The 23,022-nt window shown below is 65.1% G+C and carries 22 protein-coding genes; 11 read left to right on the plus strand and 11 right to left on the minus strand.

Annotated features, from left to right (window positions below; genetic code table 11):
* Positions 1-4: 4 nt before the first annotated feature.
* Genes IWX77_RS01070 through IWX77_RS01085 form a run of 4 tightly spaced genes read right to left on the minus strand, consistent with a single transcriptional unit; the run spans position 5 to position 4,510 of the window.
* On the minus strand, positions 5-1,066 hold the full coding sequence (locus tag IWX77_RS01070; RefSeq protein WP_196842653.1) for an ABC transporter substrate-binding protein: 1,062 nt from the start codon (positions 1,064-1,066) through the stop codon (positions 5-7).
* Positions 1,066-2,010, minus strand: a complete 945-nt coding sequence (cysD, locus tag IWX77_RS01075; protein ID WP_196842654.1) for a sulfate adenylyltransferase subunit CysD — start codon at positions 2,008-2,010, stop codon at positions 1,066-1,068. The genes IWX77_RS01070 and cysD overlap by 1 nt, the downstream gene beginning before the upstream one ends.
* Positions 1,992-2,777 carry a phosphoadenylyl-sulfate reductase gene (locus tag IWX77_RS01080; RefSeq protein ID WP_196842655.1) on the minus strand — a complete coding sequence of 262 codons (786 nt, stop codon included), beginning with the start codon at positions 2,775-2,777 and terminating at the stop codon, positions 1,992-1,994. The genes cysD and IWX77_RS01080 overlap by 19 nt, the downstream gene beginning before the upstream one ends.
* The gene (locus IWX77_RS01085) at positions 2,774-4,510 is read right to left on the minus strand and encodes a nitrite/sulfite reductase (protein WP_196842765.1); all 1,737 of its coding nucleotides are present in this window, start codon (positions 4,508-4,510) and stop codon (positions 2,774-2,776) included. The genes IWX77_RS01080 and IWX77_RS01085 overlap by 4 nt, the downstream gene beginning before the upstream one ends.
* Positions 4,511-4,869: 359 nt before the next feature.
* Between IWX77_RS01085 and ftsY the strand changes: the two genes are divergently transcribed.
* The 4 genes from ftsY (at position 4,870) to IWX77_RS01105 (ending at position 8,909) form a co-directional block, all read left to right on the plus strand.
* Positions 4,870-5,745, plus strand: a complete 876-nt coding sequence (ftsY, locus tag IWX77_RS01090; protein WP_196842656.1) for a signal recognition particle-docking protein FtsY — start codon at positions 4,870-4,872, stop codon at positions 5,743-5,745.
* 37 nt (positions 5,746-5,782) lie between these two features.
* Entirely contained in the window at positions 5,783-6,286 is a 504-nt protein-coding gene (locus IWX77_RS01095) for a DUF2004 domain-containing protein (protein WP_196842657.1), read from the plus strand.
* A gap of 117 nt (positions 6,287-6,403) precedes the next feature.
* Positions 6,404-7,993 (plus strand): signal recognition particle protein, encoded by a 1,590-nt coding sequence (gene ffh, locus IWX77_RS01100; protein WP_196842658.1) that lies wholly within the window; start codon positions 6,404-6,406, stop codon positions 7,991-7,993.
* A 127-nt stretch (positions 7,994-8,120) separates the two neighbouring features.
* Complete coding sequence (locus IWX77_RS01105) at positions 8,121-8,909, plus strand: LLM class F420-dependent oxidoreductase (RefSeq protein WP_196842659.1); 789 nt, start codon at positions 8,121-8,123, stop codon at positions 8,907-8,909.
* A gap of 47 nt (positions 8,910-8,956) precedes the next feature.
* On the opposite strand, the gene IWX77_RS01110 is transcribed toward IWX77_RS01105, so the two are convergent.
* Entirely contained in the window at positions 8,957-10,093 is a 1,137-nt protein-coding gene (locus IWX77_RS01110) for a glutamate--cysteine ligase (RefSeq protein ID WP_196842660.1), read from the minus strand.
* 200 nt (positions 10,094-10,293) lie between these two features.
* Between IWX77_RS01110 and rpsP the strand changes: the two genes are divergently transcribed.
* From rpsP to rimM, 3 genes are read left to right on the plus strand one after another with little or no spacing between them, the layout of a single operon-like run.
* Entirely contained in the window at positions 10,294-10,698 is a 405-nt protein-coding gene (rpsP, locus tag IWX77_RS01115; RefSeq protein ID WP_196842661.1) for a 30S ribosomal protein S16, read from the plus strand.
* Positions 10,699-10,701: 3 nt separating this feature from the next.
* The gene (locus IWX77_RS01120) at positions 10,702-10,938 is read left to right on the plus strand and encodes an RNA-binding protein (RefSeq protein ID WP_035879344.1); all 237 of its coding nucleotides are present in this window, start codon (positions 10,702-10,704) and stop codon (positions 10,936-10,938) included.
* A complete protein-coding gene (gene rimM, locus IWX77_RS01125; RefSeq protein ID WP_196842662.1) occupies positions 10,895-11,524 on the plus strand; it encodes a ribosome maturation factor RimM in 630 nt (209 codons plus the stop codon). The genes IWX77_RS01120 and rimM overlap by 44 nt, the downstream gene beginning before the upstream one ends.
* Before the next feature lie 280 nt (positions 11,525-11,804).
* Here rimM and cobA read toward each other — a convergent pair whose 3' ends face one another.
* On the minus strand, positions 11,805-12,704 hold the full coding sequence (gene cobA, locus IWX77_RS01130; RefSeq protein WP_196842663.1) for a uroporphyrinogen-III C-methyltransferase: 900 nt from the start codon (positions 12,702-12,704) through the stop codon (positions 11,805-11,807).
* Positions 12,705-12,975: 271 nt separating this feature from the next.
* Between cobA and IWX77_RS01135 the strand changes: the two genes are divergently transcribed.
* Genes IWX77_RS01135 through IWX77_RS01145 form a run of 3 tightly spaced genes read left to right on the plus strand, consistent with a single transcriptional unit; the run spans position 12,976 to position 15,255 of the window.
* A complete protein-coding gene (locus IWX77_RS01135) occupies positions 12,976-13,911 on the plus strand; it encodes a sirohydrochlorin chelatase (protein WP_327012043.1) in 936 nt (311 codons plus the stop codon).
* Positions 13,912-13,920: 9 nt separating this feature from the next.
* Entirely contained in the window at positions 13,921-14,685 is a 765-nt protein-coding gene (trmD, locus tag IWX77_RS01140) for a tRNA (guanosine(37)-N1)-methyltransferase TrmD (RefSeq protein ID WP_196842664.1), read from the plus strand.
* 9 nt (positions 14,686-14,694) lie between these two features.
* Positions 14,695-15,255, plus strand: a complete 561-nt coding sequence (locus IWX77_RS01145) for an MFS transporter (protein ID WP_196842665.1) — start codon at positions 14,695-14,697, stop codon at positions 15,253-15,255.
* 365 nt (positions 15,256-15,620) lie between these two features.
* Here the strand turns inward: IWX77_RS01145 and IWX77_RS01150 are convergent, their stop codons facing one another.
* The 5 genes from IWX77_RS01150 to IWX77_RS01170 form a co-directional block, all read right to left on the minus strand.
* On the minus strand, positions 15,621-16,847 hold the full coding sequence (locus tag IWX77_RS01150; protein WP_196842666.1) for an IS110 family transposase: 1,227 nt from the start codon (positions 16,845-16,847) through the stop codon (positions 15,621-15,623).
* A gap of 238 nt (positions 16,848-17,085) precedes the next feature.
* On the minus strand, positions 17,086-18,285 hold the full coding sequence (locus tag IWX77_RS01155; protein ID WP_196842667.1) for a glycerate kinase: 1,200 nt from the start codon (positions 18,283-18,285) through the stop codon (positions 17,086-17,088).
* A gap of 8 nt (positions 18,286-18,293) precedes the next feature.
* Positions 18,294-20,075 (minus strand): glyoxylate carboligase, encoded by a 1,782-nt coding sequence (gene gcl / locus IWX77_RS01160; RefSeq protein WP_196842668.1) that lies wholly within the window; start codon positions 20,073-20,075, stop codon positions 18,294-18,296.
* Between the two features lie 141 nt (positions 20,076-20,216).
* Positions 20,217-21,095 carry a 2-hydroxy-3-oxopropionate reductase gene (locus IWX77_RS01165; RefSeq protein WP_196842669.1) on the minus strand — a complete coding sequence of 293 codons (879 nt, stop codon included), beginning with the start codon at positions 21,093-21,095 and terminating at the stop codon, positions 20,217-20,219.
* Positions 21,092-21,916: a hydroxypyruvate isomerase family protein gene (locus tag IWX77_RS01170; protein WP_196842670.1), complete on the minus strand. Its 825-nt coding sequence runs from the start codon at positions 21,914-21,916 to the stop codon at positions 21,092-21,094. Before IWX77_RS01170 ends, IWX77_RS01165 begins: the two co-directional genes overlap by 4 nt.
* A gap of 172 nt (positions 21,917-22,088) precedes the next feature.
* On the opposite strand from IWX77_RS01170, the gene IWX77_RS01175 reads away from it, so the two are divergent.
* Positions 22,089-22,856, plus strand: a complete 768-nt coding sequence (locus IWX77_RS01175; RefSeq protein ID WP_196842671.1) for an IclR family transcriptional regulator — start codon at positions 22,089-22,091, stop codon at positions 22,854-22,856.
* Positions 22,857-23,022: the final 166 nt, after the last annotated feature.

Genomic DNA, 23,022 nt, shown 5'->3' on the forward strand with positions numbered 1-23,022 from the left:
GCGCTTATTCCGTTCCCAATCCGCCGGCCGAGACCGGTGCTTCTCCGCGCTTTGCCAGGACGGCGTTGAGCAGTGCCACGTTGAACAGACCGTTCAGGTCGCCGTCCTTGCCGGTGCCGGCCTTGACCGCCTCGGCGAGCGAGACCGGAAAGGTCGCAGCCAGCGGGTCGACAGTGAATGTGACGTCGGTCAGCGCCCGGGTCAGAACAGCTCCATCGAGTGCCTTGCCGGTGTCGGCCGTCAGCTTTGCATTGATGACCGTGGCGGCGTCGGCCGGGTTCTGGGTGAGCCAGTCGACCGCGGTGACGTGCCCCTCGAGCAGGGCGCTCACGGTGTCGGGATGCTCTGTGAGAAAGTCCGTGCGCACGAGCAGCACGGTGGTGGGAAAGTCGCCGTTGTCCCACAGGTCGGCCTCGTTCACGAGAACGTGGCCGCCGGCCTGCAGCACGAGCCGGGAGACCCACGGTTCGGGCAGCCAGGCGCCGTCGATTTTGCCGCTCTGAAACAGGGCCAGGGTCTGCGCATTATCGGTCGGTGACACGGTGACAGCGCCGCCACCGGTCGTACTGGTCTCGTAGCCTTCGTCGCCGAGCCAGGAGCGCAGAGCGACGTCCTGGGTGTTGCCGAGCTGCGGGGTAGCGAGGATGGTGCCGGCGAGATCGGCCGGGCCGTCAATGCCGTCGCGCACGACGAGCGCCGCGCCGCCGCTCGAGCCACCGGCCACGATCGTGGCCGACTGGCCGCCGCTCTGCACGAACGTGTTGACGGCCGGGCCCGGGCCGATGTAGGCGGCGTCGATGGCGCCGGCGCTCAGCGCCTCCACGGCGGCCGGGCCGGCGGTGAAGATCTGGGTGCTCAGGGTCGTATCACCCAGAGCCTCTTCGAAGAAGCCGTTCTGTAGCCCAACGAGCGCAGCGGCGTGGGTGACGTTGTCGAAATAGCCGAGGCGCAGTTTCGCTGCGGGGCCCTGGTCGGTGGCGGGCTCGGTGCTGACCGTGGCGACGCATCCGCCTAAAAGAAGGGTCGTTCCGAAGATGAGGGCGCCTAAACGCAGCGAATTCTTCATTAGAAATATCCTTCCTTCTTGCGGTCTTCCATGGCTGCCTCGGAGATGCGGTCGTCGGCGCGGGTGGCGCCTCGTTCGGTGATGGTGCTCACGCCGACCTCGCGCACGACATCGGCGACGGATGCCGCATTCGAGTCGACCGCGCCGGTGCAGCTCATGTCGCCGACCGTGCGGTAGCGCACCGTGCGCAGCTCGACGGTTTCGTCGACGCGGGGCGGACTGACCGGGCTGACCGCGCGCCACATGTTGTCGCGGCGGTATACCTCACGCTCGTGCGCGTAGTAGAGCGGGGGCAGGTCGATGTTTTCGCGTTCGATATAACGCCAGACGTTGAGTTCGGTCCAGTTACTGATCGGAAAGGCGCGCACGTGCTGGCCGACGGTGTGCCGGCCGTTGTAGAGGTTCCACAGCTCGGGACGCTGGTTGCGTGGGTCCCACTGCCCGAATTCGTCGCGCAGCGAGAGGATGCGTTCCTTGGCGCGAGCCTTGTCTTCGTCGCGGCGGGCGCCGCCGAAGACGGCGTCGTGCCGGCCAGCCGCGATCGCGTCGAGCAGCGGCAGCGTTTGCAACGGGTTGCGGGTGCCGTCTGCGCGTTCAACGAGGCGGCCGTCGGCCACGTAATCCTCGACCGTGGCGACGATCAGGCGCACCCCGTGCGTGGCGACGGTTTTATCGCGAAACTCGAGCACCTCGGGAAAATTGTGACCGGTGTCGACGTGCAGCAGGGAGAACGGAATCTTGCCCGGCCAGAACGCCTTCGCGGCAAGGTGCAGCACCACAACGGAGTCTTTGCCGCCACTGAACAACAGTACGGGGCGTTCGAACTCGGCGACGACCTCGCGAATGATATGGATCGCTTCACTCTCGAGCACGTCGAGTTCAGACAGGCGGTGGGTAGTGGCCGGTGTTGAAACCAGCGCAGTGGTCACAGGTGGAGCCCGCATTCTGTCTTCTCGAGGGTGGCCCAGCGGCCGGACCGGGGATCAGCGCCCGCCGCGACGGGTTGGGTGCAGGGGGCACAGCCAATGGAGGGGTAGCCCTGGGAGAGCAGCACGTTCACCGGCACGTGATGTTCGCTGGCGTAGCCCATCAATTCGTCGTAGCTCCACGCGGCGACCGGGTTCACCTTGACCAGGCCGTTACGTTCATCCCAGGTGATCAGGGGCGTATTGGCGCGGGTGGGCGCTTCGTCCCGCCGCACACCGGTGAACCACAGTTCGTAGCCGCCGAGTGAACGCTGCAACGGTTCGACTTTGCGCATCGCGCAGCAGGCGTTGGGGTCCCGGGCAAAAAGTTCGGCGCCGTGCAGGGTATCCTGCTCCGGCACTGTTGTGAGCGGCAGCACGTCGACGACCGTTATCGGCAGGGCGGCGGCGACCGCGTCGCGGGTCGCATAGGTTTCGGCGAAGTGATAGCCAGTGTCGAGAAAGAGCACGTCGACGCCGGGCAGCTGCTGCGATACGATCGCGGGCAGAACCGCGTCGGCCATGGAGCAAGCGACAGCCACGGCATCGCCGCTGAAGTTGCGGGCGACCCAGGCGACGACCTCGGCGGCGGTCGCCTCGCGGCCAGCGGCTTCCTGGGCCGCGACGAGTTCAGCCGAGCCCTGTTCGGCGAGGGCCTGCAGCTCGCTGGCCGGCCGATGCGGCGACCGCTGGCGAGCGGGGACAGCGGATGCCGCGGCGCGGGCGCTTTGGTTGATGGCGCTCATTTGAGGTCTTCCTCGTCGGCGCGGTGCGCCCACTGGGCGAAGGTTTCTTCGTTGAGGCGGGCGGCCAGAAAACGGCGCACGAGGCGTTCGACGTAGTCGGCCAGGTCGTCGGCGGTCACCTTGAGTCCGCGCACGGTGCGGCCGAGGCCGGCCTCGTCGCGATCGACGGAGGCGAGGCCGCCGCCGAGGTGCACCTGAAAGCCGGGGGTTGAGCCGCCGCTGCCATCCGGCAGCAGCTGGCCCTTGAGCCCGATGTCGGCGGTTTGAATGCGAGCGCACGAGTTGGGGCATCCGTTCACGTGCAGCGTGATGGGGTGCGGGGCGTCGATGTCGGCGAGCCGCTTCTCGAGCTGGAGGATGGCATCCGTTGCGGACTGTTTAGTCTCGACGATGGCGAGCTTGCAGAATTCGATGCCGGTGCAGGCGACGGTGGAACGGCGGAACAGGCTCGGGCGGGCCGACAGGCCGATCTCGTCGAGGGCCGCGATGATGGGTTCCACGTGCTCGTCGGCCACGTCGAGCACGACGATCTTCTGGTGCGGGGTCGTGCGAAGCCGGGTCGAGCCGTGGGCTTCGAGCAGGTCGGCGAGCTTGATCAGGGTCTGGCCGGAGACGCGGCCGACGAAGGGGGCGACGCCGATATAGAAGCGGCCGTCCTTCTGCTTGTGCACGCCCACGTGATCGCCCTGCGTCTTCGGGCGGGGTGCGGCGGGGCCGTCGGGCAGGGTGTAGCCGAGGTATTCGTCTTCGAGAATGCGGCGAAACTTTTCTGTACCCCATTCGGCGAGCAGAAATTTCAGGCGGGCCTTGCCGCGCAGGCGGCGGTAGCCGTAGTCGCGAAAGATGGAAACGACGCCGCGCCAGACCTCGTTGACCTGGTCGGGTACCACGAAAGCGCCGAGGCGTTCGGCCAGGCGCGGGGTGGTGCTCAGCGCCCCGCCAACCCAGAGGTCGTAGCCGATACCCAACTCCGGGTGCTCGACGGCGACGAGGCCGATGTCATTGATCTCGTGCACGACGTCCTGGCTGGGATGGCCGGTGATGGCCGTCTTGAACTTGCGCGGCAGGTTGGCGAACTCGTCGGTGCCGAGAAACTTGCGGGCGAGGTCGTGGATGGCCTCGGTCGGGTCGATAAGTTCGTCGGCGGCGATGCCGGCCACGGGGGAGCCGAGGAACACGCGCGGCACGTCGCCGCAGGCCTGGGTGGTCTCGAGGCCGACGGCTTCGAGACGTCGCCAGATTTCGGGCATATCCTCGATCTGGATCCAGTGCAGCTGGATGTTCTGGCGGTCGGTGATGTCGGCAGTATCGCGGCCGAAGTCGCGGGAGACCGCACCGATCACGCGGGCCTGTTCGGTCGTGAGCTGGCCGCCGTCGATGCGCACGCGCAGCATGAAGTAGCGGTCTTCGAGTTCTTCCGGCTCCAGGGTGGCGGTCTTGCCGCCGTCGATGCCGGGCTTGCGCTGCGTGTAGAGGCCCCACCAGCGAAAACGGCCGTGCAGGTCGGTGCTGTCGATGGAGTCGAACCCCTGCCTGGAGTAGATCTCCTCGATGCGACCGCGCACGGCGAGGCCGTTGTCGACCTGCTTCCAGGCCTCGTTGCCGTTGAGCGGTTCGGTGCCGTCGATCTTCCACTGGCCGTTCGGACGCGTTGACGGCCGCGGCGGGCGGGCCGTGGCCGGCTTGGTCGCTGCTACCGGTGCGGTCGCGGCCCCTGTCGCAGTGGTGTGCACCGTCTCGGTTTCGTTCGGCACGTCGGCTCCCTCGGTTGGCGGCGCCGCCCCGGTGTTTGTGACCCGAAGCAACGACACTGACGCTACCGCGCCGCACGAATGGGGAAACTAAAGCCGGTCACGTGCTGTCACAGACTGTCACGCGGCGTCACACAGGTTGCGTGGATCGCGCTGAGCGCCGGGCGGAGCGCGGGTGATTGCTCTGCCCGGCTCGCCGGACGGCACGGGGCAACCGTGCGGGTCAGCGGCCAACGGCACTGAGCCGGGCGCAATCGGGCTGACGTTGATGAGTTGACAGGGGGTCCTGTCGTGAACGATACGAGGGATGTTACTGGGCCCCGCCCCCGTAGGCTAGGGACATGGCTGAACGCACCCCCTGGTCCCTCTCCGGCGCACTGCGCGGAATGTTCACGAAGAAGACCATCGACGCCGATACCTGGGACGACCTCGAGGATGCCCTGCTGCAGGCCGACTTCGGCCCCACCGTCACCGATGCGGTCATCACCGACCTGCGCGCCAAGGTCGCCAAATACAACACGACCGACCCGACCGACCTGCAACGGATGCTGCGAGAAGGCATCGAAGAGCGGCTGTCCATTCTCGACTCCACCCTGACGCTCTCCGAGCGGCCCGCCGTCGTGCTCGTCGTCGGCGTCAACGGCGTCGGCAAGACCACGACGATCGGCAAGTTCGCCAAGTTTCTGCACACCTACGGCCGCAGCGTCGTGATCGGCGCCGCCGACACGTTCCGTGCCGGGGCCGTCGAACAGCTGGCAACCTGGGCCGAACGCGCCGGAGCGCAGATTGTGAAGCCGCAGATGACCGGCCAGGATCCGGCATCCGTCGCCTTTCAAACCGTCGAAAAGGCGAAGAACGAGGGCATCGAAATTGTGCTCATCGACACCGCTGGGCGGCTGCAGACCAAGGGCGGTCTTATGGACGAGCTCACCAAGATTCGCCGGGTCGTCGAGAAGCAGGGGCCGATCGCCGAGGTGCTACTGGTGCTCGACGCCACAACCGGCCAGAACGGGCTCGCCCAGGCCGAGGCATTCATCGAGCACGCCGGGGTGACCGGGCTCGTACTGACCAAGCTCGACGGCTCAGCGCGCGGTGGCTTCGTGCTGGCCGTGCAGGAGAAGACCGGCATTCCGATCAAATTGGTCGGGCAGGGTGAGGGTATCAACGACCTCACCGGGTTCACCCCGCACGTGTTCGCACAAAAACTCGTCGGCTGATCGATCATCGTTACATTCAAGGGACAGTGAGGGCAGCATGAGCATCGAACACGATTTCTTCGGAATTCTCGGCGACGAAGACGAGGGCGAGGTCTACTGGTCGGAATCGGCCGAACTCGGTGACCAGAGCGTCGAAATCGACCTCAGCTCGCCCGATGAAGATTCGGTCACCGCCGAGGCGCTCGATATCGCCGCGGCCATGATCGGCTCGATCGAAGACCTCGACTCCCAGGTGCGCGAATCCCTCGTCGCCGATCTGTCGGCCGAGGTCTCGGTGACGAGCCGATACATCGCCGAGCAACTCGACGAGATGGACCAGGAGGCGATCGAAGACGCCATCATCTGGGATTCCGGCGACCAGCAGATCGACTTTCTGCGCTCTCTGCGCCTGCAACGCATCGGCTTTCACCCGCACCACAGCGGCAGCGAGGCGCACTTCGCGGTACTCGAGTACGCCATCAGCCCCGACGACTCCGACGGCCTGCTCGTCGTCACGATCGACGTGCACGGCGACACCATCCTGGTGGCCCTGGACAGTTAGCCCAGAGGAGCCACCGGGCCCCGGCCGGGCCCATGTTCTATCGTGGGCCCGCGGTCATAAGGTGGGCCCGGGTGGTGCAACGGGGCACTGCTGGCTGCCGGATAAACTAAACCCATCATGGCTACTTTTGGAAATCTCTCAGATCGTCTTGCCGAGACGTTCAAAAACCTCCGTACCAAGGGCAAACTCAGCGCAGCGGATGTCGACGGCACCGTTCGTGAGATTCGCCGCGCCCTGCTCGACGCCGACGTCGCCCTCGAGGTCGTCAAGGAGTTCACCGGCAAGGTGCGCGAACGTGCCCTCGGCGACGAGGTCAGCAAGGCGCTGAACCCGGCCCAGCAGGTTGTGCAGATCGTCAACGACGAGCTCGTCACGATTCTCGGTGGCCAGCAGCGTCGGCTGGAATTCGCCAAGAAGCCGCCGACGATCATCATGCTCGCCGGCCTGCAGGGAGCCGGTAAGACCACCCTCGCCGGCAAGCTCGCAAAGTGGCTCGCCAAAGACGGCCACACCCCGCTGCTCGTCGCTGCCGACCTACAGCGCCCCAATGCCGTCACCCAGCTCGAGGTCGTCGCCAAGCAAGCCGGCGTTTCCGTTTACGCCCCCGAGCCTGGCAACGGCGTCGGCGACCCGGTCAAGGTCGCCCGGGACGGCGTGAAGTACGCCCTGCAGAAGGTGCACGACGTGGTCATCGTCGACACCGCCGGACGCCTCGGTGTTGACGCCGAGCTCATGAAGCAGGCCGCTAACATTCGCAAGGCGATCGACCCAGACGAGGTGCTCTTCGTCATCGACGCCATGATCGGCCAGGACGCGGTAGCAACGGCGAAGGCCTTCCAGGACGGCGTCGACTTCACCGGCGTCGTGCTCACTAAGCTCGACGGCGATGCCCGCGGTGGCGCCGCACTCTCGGTCGCGAGCCTCACCGGCCGACCGATCATGTTCGCTTCGACCGGTGAGGGGCTCGACGACTTCGAGCCGTTCCATCCCGACCGAATGGCAGGCCGCATTCTCGACCTCGGTGACATCCTCACCCTGATCGAACAGGCTCAGGGAGCGTTCGACGAAGACGAAGCCCGCAAGGTCGCCGAGAAATTCGCGACCGACACCTTCACCCTCGATGACTTCCTCGGCCAGATGCAGCAGCTGCGCAACATGGGCTCGATCAAGAAGATGATGAGCATGCTCCCCGGCGCGGGCGCGATGAAGCAACAGCTCGAAAACTTCGACGAGCGCGAGATCGTGCGCACCGAGGCGATCATCCAGTCCATGACCAAGCTTGAGCGCACGACCCCGAAATTGCTGAACGGCTCTCGCCGCCTGCGCATCGCCAAGGGCTCCGGGTCGACCGTCACCGAGGTCAACCAGCTGGTGCAGCGCTTCGAGCAGGCCGCCAAGATGATGAAGACCGTCGCCAAGGGAGGCATGCCCAACATTCCCGGGATGGGCCCGATCCCCGGCGCCGGCTACGGCGGCAAGCCCAAGCAGGTGGCCAAGAAGAAGGGCTCCAAGTCGGGCAACCCGGCCAAGCGCGCCGCCGAAAACGCCGCGCTCGCCTCGGGCGTCAAGCCCGCCGGGGAGAACGCGAAAGCGGATGTCGGTGGCTCCGGTTTCGGTCTCGGCTCCAGTGCCCAGCCCGGCAAGGGAAAAGCCGGCGGCCCGACGGACGAGGAAATGGCCGCGCTGCAGAAAATGCTCGGCCGGTAGCATTCGCCTGGCATCCGCTGTGCGGGGGGCTACGCGCTGGCAATGCGCGCCTACTGCGCGCTAAATCTCTGCCCAATCCGGCGACGGGGGTCGCGGCCCGGCCCGGGGGCGGTCCTAGGCTGGGTTCATGACTTCAGCGACGAACCGTACAGTGCGCCTCGGTGTGCAGATCGCCCCGCAGCACGCCCAGTATTCCAAAATTCGTGACACGCTCGCCGAGGTCGAGGCGCTCGGCGCTGACATCGCTTTCAACTGGGACCACTTCTTTCCGCTCAGCGGTGAGCCCGACGGCCTGCACTTTGAGTCGTGGACCATCCTCGCCGCTTGGGCCGAGCAGACCACGACCCTCCAATTCGGCGCCCTCGTGAACTGCAACAGCTACCGCAACGCCGACCTGCAGGCCGACATGGCCCGCACAATCGATCACATCAGCGGTGGTCGCTTCATCTTCGGCACCGGCGCCGGCTGGTTCGAGCGCGACTATCAGGAGTACGGTTACGAGTTCGGCACGCCCGGCACCCGACTCAACGCGCTTGCTGACAGCCTGAACCGCATCGAGGCCCGCTGGGCCCGGATCAACCCGCCGCCCACCCGCGATATCCCGGTGCTCATCGGCGGTGGCGGCGAGAAGAAAACTCTGCGCATCGTCGCCCAGCACGCCGACATCTGGCACTCGTTCTCGAACCCCGAAGTGCTCGAGCACAAGCTCGGCGTGCTCAGCGCCTGGTGTGACGAGGTCGGTCGCGACCTGAGTGAGATCGAGATCTCCACCGAGCTGCGCGGTCGCACCGTCGCCGACGCCGACGCGCTCTTTGACCTCGGCACCAGCCTGTTCACGGTGGGAATCTCCGGCCCTGACTACGACCTCGGCAACGCCACCGACTGGCTGGCCTGGCGCGACAGCAAGAACGCCTGATCCGCGCACGCGAGCGGACGCCCTGCCCACTTCCGTGTGCAGCCCGGTCAGCTCCCGAGACCCTGTGCCAGCTCGTGGCTGAGCGCCGCGACGACGGCATGCAGGCTGCCGCCGCTGGAGGCGGCGACGGCGAGCTGTCGTTGGTAGCTGCCGCCGTCGTCGATGATGCGGTGCAGGCCGAGCAGCTCCGGCAAGCAGCCGAGGCGCTCGGCGACGGGGGAGAGGACCTCGATCAGGCGACGCACGTCATCGGTCACGAGGCATTCGGCGCCGCCCGCGTCCAGGATGATTTCGGCGTCCAGCCCGTAGCGGGCTGCCCGCCACTTGTTTTCGCGCACGAACCACGGTTGCATGCGCGGCACGTCTTGTCCCGCGTCGAGGCGGGTGGACATCCACTCGACCAGGCACTGGATGAACGCGGTGATCGCGCCGAGCTCCACGGTGGTGGAGACGCCGTCGCAGACGCGCACCTCGATCGTGCCCCAGCGTGGTGACGGACGAATATCCCAGCGCACCTCGGTGACGTCTTCGATGATGCCGGTCACCGCCATATCGTCGACGTAGCGCTCCCATGCCTCCCAGTCGGGCAGGTCCCACGGCAGGCCGGCGGTGGGCAGCTGCTGGAACATGAGCGAACGGTTACTCGCATAGCCGGTATCGACGCCGGCCCAGAACGGGCTCGACGCGCTCAGCGCCTGCAGGTGGGGAACGTAGGTCAGCAGGCCGTTCATGATCGGAATGACCTTGGCCTTGTCGTCGATGCCCACGTGCACGTGGATACCCCAGATCATCATGTTGCGACCCCACCACTGGGTGCGGTCGATGAGCTTGTGGTACCGCGCCTGGTCGGTAACGGTCTGGTCAAACCATTGCGCGAACGGATGCGATCCGCTACAGATCACATCAATGTCGCGGCCGGCGAGAACGCGACGCACCTCGCCGAGCTGACCGGCGACATCCTCGACCGCGTGGCCCACCGAGTCGTGCACCCCGGAAACCAGCTCGACCGTATTGAGCAGCAATTCACCGGTGATGGTGGCGTGCGCCGAGCCGTCGGGGCCGCGTAGGGCGTCAAGCACCTGGTCCGCGATCGACACCAGATCGCCGGTGTGGCGGTCGACAAGGGCGACCTCCCACTCGATGCCCACGGTGGAGCGGGCGGATCGGGCGAATTCGAGTGGCACGGGCGCTCCTTGGGTCGGCTGGTGAAAGCCGTTTTGATCGATTATCACTCAGTGAGCAATCTCTGACAGAATGGTTAGTCGCGATCCGTTGTGCCCGACCCTCTATCTCGGTGCAACGTGGTCCTATAGAGCTTATGCCGAGTGTGCCCCCACGCTCACGGCCCAAGGTTCGCCAAACACCGAATCAACACTGGAGAATTGTGGCTGTCAAAATTCGTCTGAAGCGCATGGGCAAGATCCGTGCTCCGTACTACCGCATTGTCGTTGCCGACGCGCGCACCAAGCGCGACGGTCGTGTCATCGAAGAAATCGGCATCTACCACCCCACGGAGGAGCCCTCGGTCATCGAGGTCAAGTCCGAGCGGGCGCAGTACTGGCTCAGCGTCGGCGCTCAGCCGACCGAACAGGTTGCTGCACTCCTCAAGCTCACGGGCGACTGGGGCATCTTCAAGGGAGACAAAAACGCCAGGAGCACCGTCAAGGTGAAGGAACCGAAGGCTGCTTTCGTCGCTGACGAGAAGAAGAAGCCGGTTCTCAAGCCCAAGGCCGAGAAGCCGGTCGCCAAGGTCGAAGAGGTTGCGGCCCCCGCAACCGAAGAGGCGTAACTGTTGCTTGCTCCCGCGCTCGAACACCTCGTCAAGGGGATCGTTGATCACCCGGACGACGTGCACGTTGCAGAAAAGAATTCGCCACGAGGCGAGGTGCTCGAGGTTCGTGTGAACCCCGAGGATCTCGGCCGGGTCATTGGTCGCGCTGGTCGCACCGCCAAGGCCCTGCGCACCCTCGTTGCAGCTCTGGCCGATGGTCGACGCGTTCGCGTCGACGTCGTCGACACCGATTTTTAGATCAGTGCACGACAGCGCGAAGGACCGCACCCAGCAGTTACGGGTGGGGCGCCTGACGAAGGCGCACGGCCTCAAGGGAGCAATCAAGCTCGAACTGTTCACGGATGACCCGGGACGACGTTTCGTCCCGGGCGCCGTGTTCACACTGCAGGTTCCGACCGGCTCGGCCTGGCACGGCAAGACGATTGAACTCGTCGAGCTGCGCTGGTACAACCAGCACGCGGTCGGTTTTTTCAAGGATGTTCCCGACCGCTCCACGGCAGAAACGCTCGCCAAGGCGATCCTCTGGATCGACGCGGACGTTGAAGAGCAGTCGGATGAAGAAGACGCCTGGTACGACCACCAGCTGGTCGGCCTCGCCGTCGTCCGTGACGGTGTGCGCATCGGCACCATCGGTCGCCTTGAGCACATGCCTGCCCAAGACCTGTTGATCGTGAAAACGCCGACCGGCGACGTCATGATCCCGTTCGTGAAGGCGATCGTGCCGAACGTCGACGTGAAGAACGGCGTGGTCACAATCACACCGCCGCCCGGCCTGCTCGAAGAGCTGCCCGAGGACCCCGCCGAGGCCGACCCGGCAACCTAACCGGATCCACGTTTCGCGGGACATGCGCCACTGCGCGGTAGGCGGAACTCCCGCGCACTGGCGCAACTCGCGCGTACCCGGATGCGGGGGAGGTGTGGCTGGGCTTGAACTCCCGCGCACTGGCGCAACCCCAGCACACTTTCAAGGCACGCACAGATGCGCGTGGTCCGCGCGCGCAATCCGTATATATGCGCGTAACCGCGGCGCACGGGCGCGAGCCCTGCGCACGGGCGCGAGCCCTGCGCGCGAGTTGAGAGTCGTCGTAGTGCAATCTTCAGGATCAGGCGGCCACGGTATATTCGGCTGCTCGGGCCACCAGATCTTCCGCGGCGGCATCGCCGCTGAACGCGAGACGCACGACCTTGCCGATCACCAGCACGGCAGGACTGGCTACACCGGCCACGGCGGCATCGACGAGAACGGCCGACAGCGTGCTGACGGTCGTGCGTTGGGCTGCGCTGAACCCGCGTTCGATGATGGCCACGGGCAAATCCGCGGGCACACCATGGCGTAACAGCCCCTGGGTTAGGGTCGGCAGCGTTCCGACGCCCATGAGCACGACGATGGTGCTTTCGAGCAGGGTTAGGCCTGCTAACTCATTTTCGGTGAGGGGTGCATGGCCACTGATCACGGTGAAAGAGTGGCTCATACCGCGATGGGTGAGCGGAATCCCCGCCTCCGCAGGCACGGCGATCGCACTCGTCACCCCTGAAATGACGGTGACGGCAACGCCGCTGCGGTGGCAGGCGAGCACTTCTTCGCTACCCCGGCCGAAGATGTAGGGGTCGCCTCCCTTCAATCGCACCACGCGCTGACCGGCGAGGGCGTGCTCGACCAAGAGGTCTTCAATTCCGGACTGCGAAACCGGATGGCTGCCGGCGCGTTTGCCTACATCAATAAGGGTGGCGAACGGTGCCAGTGAGGCGAGGTCCTTGTTTGGTGCGAGGCGGTCGAACAACACGACATCCGCTCGTTTAAGCGCGGCTACGGCCGCCACGGTCATCAGCTCGACGGCGCCAGGACCGCCGCCGACAAGGGTGACCGACCCGGCCGTGCGTGGAACGCCCGCGTCGGACCCGGCTGCTGCCGACCCGGCTGTGGCCGACCCGGCCACAGCGGACGCTACGGTGGCTGACCCGGCTTTAGCGGACCCGGCTGCGACACGGTTTGGGGCTGGCATCTGCACACTCCTTAGGCACGAAACGACGACTCTGCAACGATGGCGATACCACTTCGTAGAACAGTAATCGAGGAGACACGATTTGCTCCCGGCGTCGGTATGAAAAGGTCATGCATCGTAACAACCCTGCTGCAGGCCTGACATTTGCGTGTGACGGAGTGTGTCGGCAACGGATGCTGCGCCGCCGTAAACGAGGCAGACTACACGGAAGCCAGCTCAGGTGAAGCTGGCGACACAGTCAAGGTCAAGCTAACGGCAGGGCGGAGTCATTGTGAGTGAAGGTAACGGCAGTCTCACGCTTTTGGCGCGCTCGCCGGGTCGGTACCGCCGCGACGGCCCTGCCCACCACGACCCTGCCCACTACGAAATTCCCGACCACGACCCTGCTGACCATGGTTCTGCCGAACGCAACCCTGCCGACCACGACCCTGCTGACCACGACCCTGCCGAACGCAACCATGCTCCTGACGATCCCGCCCCCGTGCGAACCGCTGCCCTCGTGGCGATCTCGCACGGTACCAATTCGCCTGACGGTCGGGCGGCCATCGCCACTCTCGTTGAGGCGGTCGCGTTCGCCCGTCCCGATTTGAGCGTAACCGGCGGTTTTGTCGATGTGCAACAGCCGGATGTCGTGTCGAGCCTCGACGGGATACACTCCGGCTGCGCCGCGGTCGTGGTGCCGCTGCTGCTCTCTGCCGGGTACCACGTGCATGTCGACCTGCAACGGGAGACCCGCGCACATTCCCGTGTGACGGCTGTCTCCCCAGCGCTCGGACCCGATGACCGGCTCATCGACGTTCTCGAACATCGACTGCGTGCCGCCGGGTTCGACCAAAAGTTGCCCGGCCAGGAAGTCGTGCTCTCTGCCGCCGGTTCCAGCGATGCGCGCGCAGTCAACGACTGCCGTACGGTCGGCGCCCAGCTCGAACGTCGACTGGGCGTTCGCGTCACCGTTGGCTTTCTCTCCGCAGCCACGCCACGGCTGGCGTGTGCTGTCACTGCCGCTCGAATCCGCAGCCAGCAGGTCACCGTGAGCACCTATCTCATGGCGCCCGGCTTCTTCTTCGACCTCACCCGCGCCCAGAGCGCGGGCGCCGAACGGGTCACCGCCCCGCTGCTGCTGCCGGGCGAACCGGCCCCCGTTCCGCTGGTCGATTTGGTCATTGACCGCTACCACGAGGCGAAAGAGCACGCCGGACTCTTCTAGAATTTGACCATGCGCATCGATATCGTCACTATTTTTCCCGAATTCTTCGATGTGCTCGATCTGTCGCTGCTGGGCAAAGCCCGCCAGAGCGGATTGATCGAGTTGGGCGTGCACAACCTGCGCGACCACACCCACGATCGTCACCACTCGGTTGATGACACTCCCTACGGCGGTGGCGCCGGCATGGTGATGAAGCCCGAACCGTGGGGTGACGCCCTCGACGCCATCCTCGGCGACGCCGTGACTGTGAAGAACGCTGGCACGCACGACGACGGTCCCATCCTCCTTTTTCCTTCGCCGGCCGGCGACCAGTTCAATCAAGCGATGGCACGCGAACTGTCGCTCGAGCAGCACCTCGTCTTCGGGTGCGGCCGCTACGAGGGCATCGATCAACGCGTCGTCGACCACTACGAATCCCGCAGCCGGGTGCGCCTGGTCAGCCTCGGCGACTACGTACTCAACGGGGGAGAGGTCGCCGTTATGGCCATGATCGAGGCGATCGGCCGGCTCATTCCCGGAGTTGTCGGCAACCCCGAGAGCCTTGTCGAGGAATCCCACGAAGACGGCCTGCTCGAATACCCGAGCTATACCAAGCCGGCCAGCTGGCGCGGCCTCGACGTGCCGCCGGTGTTGCTGAGCGGAAACCACGGCGCCATCAGCGCCTGGCGCCGCCAGCAGCAGATCGAACGCACCGAACGGGTGCGCCCCGACCTTCTGACACCAGAGCTTCAGCCTCCAGCGAACGCCAAGGCCAGTACCAGCCCCCGTCGATAAACTAACCGCGTGATCATCCGCCGCGCCTTCTACCACTGGCAATTCATTGCCGCCGGAGTCCTGCCGCTCTGGCTCCTCGTCGGGTCCTCGATCTTCGGATCGGGCGGCTGGGCGGTGCTGGGCATTTTCTTCGGCGCCGTACTCATCGGCCTCGGTCTGCTTCTGGTGGCACTGGTTATTTATGCCCGCAAAGAGGTGCGCGCCACCCGGTCGGTTTCATATACCGACGTTGGCGTCCTCGCATTCTGGCACGCGCTCATCATTGCCATTCCTTTTTCAACGGATGCCGCCGGCTGGCTTAGCGTACTCGTTATCATTGGCGGGCTATTCGTGTTCTGGTTTGCCATCTGGGAGCTGTTCGATGCCGCCCGGCGTCGGATGCGCGAAATGGTCGACCTAGTGGAGCAGACCGCTCGCGGCCAGTCTGCGCCAGCCGGCCCGCAGCATCCGCTGCCCCATCAAACACCGCACCAGCAGACACGGCCGCAGCAGACACGGCCAGCACCGAACTCGGGCCGAAACGGCACCCCCGAGATTATCGTCATCGAAGAAAAACGCGACCGCTCCTAGGCCGCTGACGGCGCAAACAGAAGGGCGGAGCCAAAGCCGTCATCGGCTGATCGCGATGACGCCGCCGATGAGCGCATTGAACCTGGCAGGATCGTTCTGCAGGTGTCGGTGAAGGTGTCCACGAGCACGCCAGCTTGCTTAATGGCCCGGCCGACGAGTCGGTCCTCGTAAACCAAGAAGGTCAAAAACCGTGCACGCCCGAGCTGCCCACCGTCGCGAAGCCCTCCTGTGCGGCCGGGCGCAACGTGGCAGTAGTTCCGGAGACAGTTCTTAGCACGCGGGTCTCTAACGTTATGGCGCGGCATCAGGAACCCTGCGCAACCCGACGTGATCCTGTTCGAGCTGGGGGTGCCCCTATGTTTTTGTCAAGCGGCGAGGGCGTGCTTTTTGGGTTCGTTTTCGTAGAGGGTGCCGTCGCGCAGCATGGCGTAGAGGACGTTGCAGCGTGGCCTGGCGAGGGCGAGCAGGGCCTGGTTGTGATGCTTGCCCTCGGCGATCTTCCGGTCGTAGTAGGTCCGTGATGCTTGATCGTGGAGGGCAGCGAGGGCGGAGAGGAACAGCGCTCGTTTGAGGGCTTTGTTGCCTCGTCGGGAGCTGTGTTCGCCGCGGATCGACGAGCCGGAACGGCGGGTCACGGGGGCGAGGCCGGCGTCGGAGGCGAGGTGTCCGGCGTTGGCGAACTCCTTCCCGGAGACTTCGGTGAGGAGTCTGGCGGCGGTCCTGGCCCCGACTCCGGGCATGCTGATCAGGACGGGCTGAAGAGGGTGGGCATCGATGAGTCTCTCCACTTCGACCGCGATCTCGTCACGCTGTCGGCGCAGGGCGGAGAGTTGTTCGGCGAGGCGGGGAAGCACCGTGTTGGCCGCGTTCGTGCCCACGGCGACGACGGTTTGCTCGCCGAGGGCCTGCGTGATCTGGGCGGCGAGGCGACGCCCCATGCGCGGCGCCCGCTTGATCAGTCGGTTCCCAAGTCGGACCGTGCCGGCGGCTTTCATCGATGCTGGCGACGGGTGTTTCTGCAGCAGGTCCAGCACTGCGGGGTGGTCGAGGTGCGGGCCCAGGACCCGCTCCAATGCTGGGTGGATCTGGGTGAGGAGGCCGCGGATTCGGTTGCTGGTCGCGACAATCTGTCCGAGGACGTCGTCGTCGAAACCGCACAGCATTGACAGTTCCGCGACCTGTTCATCGGCCAGTTGAATGGACCGCAACGCGTGGGGAAGAGTGTGGGCGGCTTGGGCGATGATGGCCGCATCACGGGCATCCGTCTTCGCCTCGCCCGGGTGGAGGTCCGCGATGCGGCGCATGGCCAAGCCCGGCAGATACCCGACGAGGACGTTCTCCGCTTGAGCGACCGCGACGGGCAGGGCACCGATCGTGGCGGGTTGATCGACGACGAAGAGGACTTGACCGTGCTTTTTTAGCTTTCCGATGACCTCGCGAAGTTTGGCCGCGTCGTTGGGCAGGGCCTTGTCGTTGGGCAGGGCCTTGTCGAAGAGCACTTTCCCAGCGCGGTCGTAGGCGACCGCGTGATGCTCTCCTTTCCCCACGTCGACGCCGACGAACACGTCCACGGAGTCGTAGTGCTCAATCATGATTACTCCCGTCTCTGAACCGTTATGTTGGTCAGCGCCGCGGTATCGAGTCTCACATCCACGTTACGAATGGCCTGGGTTTCAGTACGGCCCCTATTAGCGATCACCTGACACCAGTCAAATCCGGTGACAACACCCCCCCGGATCATCAACGACTGGGGGCAATAATCAGGCCGGACCCGACGGGCCAACATCCCCGATAATCACACCATCCGGGGACATGAACAAGGTAACGGGGTCATTCGCCAACGAGGGCTGGGACGGAATTCTGGGCTGGTGGACCATTCGGTGCGAAGTGGCGACCAATCTGTCGGCCGAGTTGTTCCAGCAGTCGCCCCGCCTGGGTCATGCTGACCGCGAGATCCGGCTCCAGGGCAGTGAGCGGGTAGATTCGCTGAAATCCAGCCAGGTGCACTTCGCGGGGCTCCAGAGTGGTTCGACCGCACACAGCTATGACCGGGATTCCTGCTCGGGTGGCGGCCCGCGCGACGCCGACAGGGGTCTTGCCTGCGAGGCTTTGATGGTCGAGGCTACCTTCGCCCGTGATCACCAAATCCGCTCCAGCTAGGCGCCTGTTCAGCTCGGTGAACTCCAGGACGATGTCGATGCCTGGGCGTCGAGTGGCACCAAGCACCGTGAGGGCCGCGTAGCCCACTCCGCCCGCGGCGCCCGCACCAGCCGCGTTCGCGGCGTCCTTGGCCTGCGCGCCGAAGATCTCGCCGAGAACCGTGACGAAGTGCGCGAGCCCAGCTTCGAGGTCAAGAATGTCGGCGGGGGAGGCACCCTTTTGCGGGCCGAAGACTGCGGCGGCGCCGCGCGCGCCGAGGAGCGGATTGTCGACATCTGTGGCGAGCACGATGCTCGTCTCCCGCAGACGGTCATCCAGGCCTGACAGGTCGATGCGATCCAATCCGGCGAGAAAGCCGCCACCGCCCGGGATCTCGGCCCCGTCGGCGTGGAGGAACCGCGAGTCGAGGAAGCGGGCTCCGAGTCCGCGGAGCACCCCGGATCCGCCGTCGGTGCTTGCGCTGCCGCCGATGGCCAGGACGATGTGCCGGCATCCAGCGTCCAGCGCGGCGCGGATGAGTTCGCCGGTTCCTCGGCTGGTTGCGCTGAGCGGGGCCGGGATGCCGTCCGGGAGGACGCCGAGTCCGGAGGCGGCGGCCATTTCGATGACGGCTTCCGAACCGCGTACGGCGAATGCTGCCTGAATCAATCGTCCGGTCGGCCCGGTGACAGTCGCGGTGCGACGTTGAAAGCCTGCGCCGACGGCGGCATCGACGGTGCCTTCACCACCGTCGGCCACGGGAATAGAGAGTACGTCGATCGGGTAGCCGAGACTTGCGGCAGAAGTTCGAAGTCCCACAGCCAGATGCTGTGCGACCTCAGGCGCGGAGAGCGAACCCTTGAACTTGTCGGGGGCGATGACGACGCGCATGATGACGTCTAAACCCGAACCCTGAGGTTCGCGGTCGGCGCGTCTTCTTCGGTCACGGCGAGCTCTTCAAATTCGTTGACCGAGTCGATCTCGGCGGCGGCCATGGAGATATTGGTGATGCGTTCCAGAATCACTTCGACCACAATCGGCACCCGGTGCTCCTCCATCAGCGCGTGGGCCGCTTCAAAAGCCTGTCCGAGCAGGTTCGGGTCTTGCACACGGATGGCCTTGCAACCGAGTCCCTCGGCGACGGCAATGTGATCAACGCCGTATCCGTTGGTTTCGGGGGAGTTTATGTTCTCAAAAGCGAGGGAGACGTGGTGATCCATGTCGAAGCCGCGTTGCGCCTGGCGGATGAGTCCCAGGTAAGAGTTGTTCACAACGACATGGATGTAAGGCAGATTGAACTGGGCACCGACGGCGAGTTCTTCGATCATGAACTGAAAGTCGTAGTCGCCGGAGATCGCGACGACGGTGCCGTTGGGGTTGGCGCGGACTACGCCGAGGGCTGCGGGGAGGGTCCACCCGAGGGGTCCGGCCTGGGCCGCGTTGATCCACTTGCGAGGACCAAAGACATGCAAAAATTGGGCGGCGGCAATCTGCGACAGCCCGATGGTGCTCACGTAGACAGTGTCCTTGTCAAATGCCTTGTTCATCTCTTCGTATACCCGCTGGGGCTTAATCGGCATATTGTCGAAATGGGTCTTGCGGTGAAGCGTCGCGGTGCGCTCGGCGCACTCCGCTGCCCAGTCGGAGTAGTTCGGCAGGTTGCCGGCAGTGCTGCGTTCCCGGGCGAGCTCGAGCAGCCCGTCCAGCGCCGCACCGGCATCGGAGGTGATCCCGAGATGAGGCGCGAACACACGTCCGATCTGGGTCGGTTCGATGTCGATGTGCACGAAGGTGCGACCGGCAGTGTAGGTGTCCAGACCTCCCGTGTGGCGGTTCGCCCACCTGTTGCCGATCCCGATGACGAAGTCCGATGCCAGCAGGCTCGCGTTCCCGTAGCGGTGGGATGTCTGCAGGCCGACCAGTCCCGCCATGAGCGGGTGGTCGTCGGGAATCGCTCCCCAGCCCATGAGGGTAGGCACGACTGGAACGCCGAGGGTCTCGGCGAGTTCGACCAGCTGCGCGGACGCGTTCGCGTTGATGACGCCGCCACCGGCGATGATGAGAGGCCGTTCGGAGGCCGTGAGGAGGTTGAGGGCCTTCTGCAGCTGGGTGCGGTTGGCCCTGGGCTTTTCGACGGGCAGGGGCTCGTAGGCGTCGATGTCGAATTCGATCTGGGCAAGCTGCACGTCGATTGGAAGATCAAGGAGCACTGGTCCGGGTCGTCCCGAGCGCATGAGCTGGAACGCCTTTTGGAAAGCGCCGGGGATCTGGCCGGGTTCGCGGACAGTCATGGCGAGCTTGGTGACGGGCTTGGCGATGGACTCGATGTCCACAGCCTGGAAGTCCTCCTTGTGCAGCTTCGCGACGGGGGCTTGCCCGGTGATGCACAGGATTGGAATGGAGTCGGCCCAGGCGGCGTAGAGGCCGGTGATCATGTCGGTGCCGGCGGGGCCGGATGTACCGATGCAGATGCCGATATTGCCTGCGACCGCTCGGGAGAACCCGTCGGCCATGTGGGAAGCGCCCTCCATGTGGCGGGCGAGCGTGTGGCGGATACCGCCGTGGGCTTTCATCGCTGAGTAGAACGGGTTGATGGCCGCACCTGGAAGGCCGAATGCCTCGGTGGCCCTTTCCTTTTCCAGGATCAGAACGGCGGCGTCTACAGTGCGCATTTTAGTCATGAGGTGGTACTCCTTCGAAGAGATTCTGCGGTTTCCATCAGGGCCGGATGCCGTCGATTAGGGGAGGGTGCCCCTATGTTTTTGTCAAGTGGCGAGAGCGTGCTTTTTCGGTTCGTTCTCGTAGAGGGTGCCGGCGCGCGGCTAGCTGCGGCCGGAGAGATGGAGGACCTGCTTGAACAGTCCCGAGTGGTCGAGTGCGCCATCGCCCTGGTTGACGGTGGCGGCGACCAGCTGTGCGACGACGGCACCGAGGGGGATGATGACGCCCGCTTCGCGGGAAGCGGCCGTAACGATGCCCAGGTCCTTGTGATGAAGGGCGAGGCGGAAACCAGGCTCGAAGTCGCGCTTGACCATCTTCGTGCCCTTCTGCTCAAGAACCTTGGACCCCGCCAGGCCTCCGCCGAGGACGGTCAGCGCGGCGTCGAGGTCGACCCCGTGTGCTTCGAGGAAGGCGATCGCTTCGGCGAGAACCTCGATGTTGGCGGCGACGATGAGCTGATTGGCTGCCTTGACTGTTTGTCCGGAGCCTGATGGTCCGACGTGGACGATGGTCTTCCCGACCGCGCCGAGGACATCCTGGGCGGCATCGAAGTCGGCGGAATCTCCGCCGACCATGATCGACAGCACCCCGTCGATGGCTCCCTGCTCACCGCCGGAGACGGGCGCATCGAGCGGCCGCAACCCGGCAGTCGCAGCGTTCTCGGCGAGCCGCTTCGCGACGTCGGGACGGATGGTGCTGGCGTCGATCCAGAGCGTGCCGGGGGCTGCGGTGGCGAAGACGCCGTCCGAACCGCTGACGACGCCTTCGACGTCGGGGGAGTCGGGCACCATAGTGATGACGACATCTGCGCCCCGGGCTGCCTCGGCGACACTCGTTGCGCCGTGTCCGCCGGCCGTGATGAGGGCGTCAAGGCGTGCTGGGCTGCGGTTGAAACCCGTGACGGTGTGTCCAGCCTTGACGAGGTTGATGGCCATGGGCAGGCCCATGATGCCGAGCCCGATGACAGAGACGTTGCTCATTGCTCTTCCTTTTCTCGCGTTAGAGGGGTGCGCGCTGCGCGCGGGATCCAGTCGAAGGCGGTATCCGTCAACTGTTTGTACTCCAGGCCGATGAACCCCTCGTAGCCAAGTTCGCGGCTGCGAGCGATCCATGCGTCGAGGTGGAGTTCGCCGGTACCGGGAGCACCGCGACCGGGGTTGTCGGCGATCTGGATGTGGCCGAACTCCGCGGCGTGCTCTTCGATGACCGCGGCAACGTCGTCGCCGTTGACGGCGAGGTGGTAGAAGTCGGCCAGCAGCTTTACGTTCTCCGCGGCGGAGGCCGCTGCGACCCGACCGATCACCCGGAGCGCGTCATCGGCGGTCAGCAGGGGGTAATTGGGGGCGCCACTGACCGGCTCCAGCAGCACTGTTCCGCCGATCCGGGCGACGGCCGCTGCGGCGATCGAGAGGTTCTCGACGGCGGTCTCGTCTTGAGCCTCCGGCGCCTCCTCGGCGATACGGTTGCCGTAGAGGGCATTGAAGGAGCGGCAACCGAGCTTCTCACCGATCGCGACGACCACGTCGATGTTGTCGCGGAACTCGGATGAGCGCGCGGGCCAGGAGACAAGCCCGCGGTCGCCGCCGGGCATGTCTCCGGCGAAGAAGTTGAGACCGGTGAGCTGCACCCCCGCGTCAGTGATCGCGCTCTCGAATCGAGCGATGTCGGCGTCATCCGGCACAGCGGTGCTGAATGGCCACCAGAACTCCACCGCTGGGAATCCCGCCTGCTGCGCGCGCGCGGGGCGCTCGAGCAGGGGGAACTCCGTGAGGAGCGTAGAGCAGTTCACCGTGTATGACATTGGACATCCCTTCGTCAGCGACTTTCACTATTGGAAGATTCCGAATCGTGGAAGTTACTTCTTGCCTGGTGGAAATTCTAAGTGAAGAGCACTCAAGGCGTCAACCTCTGTCCGCGCATTGCTTCCGCAATGCGGATAGAATATGTCACAAGTAGAGAATCGGAGTTTAGGCATGGCGGAAAAGGCGAGCGGTCGTGTGCAGTCGGTCGAGCGAGTGTTCGAGCTGTTGGAGCTGATCACGAGCGCACGTGAAGAGGTGTCCCTCTCGCAGCTCGCTGAGGCTGCCGAACTGCCGCTGCCCACCATCCACCGGCTCCTGCGCACCCTGATGCCTCTGGGCTACGTGCGCCAGCTCCCGAACCGGCGCTATGGACTTGGGCCGCGACTCATCCGAATGGGGGAGGTCGCTAGCCGACAACTTGGCGCGTGGGCGCGACCGCACCTGGCGAGTGTGGTCGAGCAACTCGGTGAGACGGCGAACATGGCGATCTTGGACGGCGACATGGCCACCTACGTTGCCCAGGTGCCGTCCGCGCACTCCATGCGCATGTTCACCGAAGTGGGCCGCCGAGTCCATACGCACGCTTCGGGCGTCGGCAAAGCAATACTGGCTCAGTTGGACGACGCGCAGGTGCGAGGGATCGTCGCTCGTGCAGGAATGCCAACGCCGACCATGCACAGCATCGCCGACATCGACCGCCTGCTTGAGGACCTTTCCCGAATTCGAACGCGCGGCTACTCCATCGACGACAACGAGCAGGAACTCGGCGTGCGATGCTTCGCGGTAGCGGTACCCGGAATGCCGAGCCTGACCGCGATTTCGGTCTCAGGCCCGCTCACCCGCGTCGATGAGCATTTCGCCGAGCGTGCCATCCCCATCCTCACACACACCGCTGAGTTGATCGCTTCCGACGTCGAGAATGCCTATAGAGGCTCCTGACAGCGCCCTCGGCCCGCGACGGGACGAAAGAAATCACGAGATTGTGACGCGCCGCGGACCCTAGCTATTCCGTTATGTGGAATTTCGGTTTCAAAATTCTCTGTTTGCTGAGATACTGGCTCTGGACGCAGTCGGCCACGGAGTACCGCCCGGATGAATCGGTCGG

Source organism: Cryobacterium sp. CAN_C2, assembly GCF_015751745.1.
Classification (GTDB): domain Bacteria; phylum Actinomycetota; class Actinomycetes; order Actinomycetales; family Microbacteriaceae; genus Cryobacterium.

Coding starts and splice junctions, on each gene's coding strand:
- IWX77_RS01070 (WP_196842653.1), bottom strand. CDS start 1,066: ATGAAGAATTCGCTGCGTTTAGGCGCCCTCATCTTCGGAACGACCCTT.
- cysD (WP_196842654.1), bottom strand. CDS start 2,010: ATGCGGGCTCCACCTGTGACCACTGCGCTGGTTTCAACACCGGCCACT.
- IWX77_RS01080 (WP_196842655.1), bottom strand. CDS start 2,777: ATGAGCGCCATCAACCAAAGCGCCCGCGCCGCGGCATCCGCTGTCCCC.
- ftsY (WP_196842656.1), top strand. CDS start 4,870: ATGGCTGAACGCACCCCCTGGTCCCTCTCCGGCGCACTGCGCGGAATG.
- IWX77_RS01095 (WP_196842657.1), top strand. CDS start 5,783: ATGAGCATCGAACACGATTTCTTCGGAATTCTCGGCGACGAAGACGAG.
- ffh (WP_196842658.1), top strand. CDS start 6,404: ATGGCTACTTTTGGAAATCTCTCAGATCGTCTTGCCGAGACGTTCAAA.
- IWX77_RS01105 (WP_196842659.1), top strand. CDS start 8,121: ATGACTTCAGCGACGAACCGTACAGTGCGCCTCGGTGTGCAGATCGCC.
- rimM (WP_196842662.1), top strand. CDS start 10,895: ATGGTCGACGCGTTCGCGTCGACGTCGTCGACACCGATTTTTAGATCA.
- cobA (WP_196842663.1), bottom strand. CDS start 12,704: ATGCCAGCCCCAAACCGTGTCGCAGCCGGGTCCGCTAAAGCCGGGTCA.
- trmD (WP_196842664.1), top strand. CDS start 13,921: ATGCGCATCGATATCGTCACTATTTTTCCCGAATTCTTCGATGTGCTC.
- IWX77_RS01150 (WP_196842666.1), bottom strand. CDS start 16,847: ATGATTGAGCACTACGACTCCGTGGACGTGTTCGTCGGCGTCGACGTG.
- IWX77_RS01155 (WP_196842667.1), bottom strand. CDS start 18,285: ATGCGCGTCGTCATCGCCCCCGACAAGTTCAAGGGTTCGCTCTCCGCG.
- gcl (WP_196842668.1), bottom strand. CDS start 20,075: ATGACTAAAATGCGCACTGTAGACGCCGCCGTTCTGATCCTGGAAAAG.
- IWX77_RS01165 (WP_196842669.1), bottom strand. CDS start 21,095: ATGAGCAACGTCTCTGTCATCGGGCTCGGCATCATGGGCCTGCCCATG.
- IWX77_RS01170 (WP_196842670.1), bottom strand. CDS start 21,916: ATGTCATACACGGTGAACTGCTCTACGCTCCTCACGGAGTTCCCCCTG.
- IWX77_RS01175 (WP_196842671.1), top strand. CDS start 22,089: ATGGCGGAAAAGGCGAGCGGTCGTGTGCAGTCGGTCGAGCGAGTGTTC.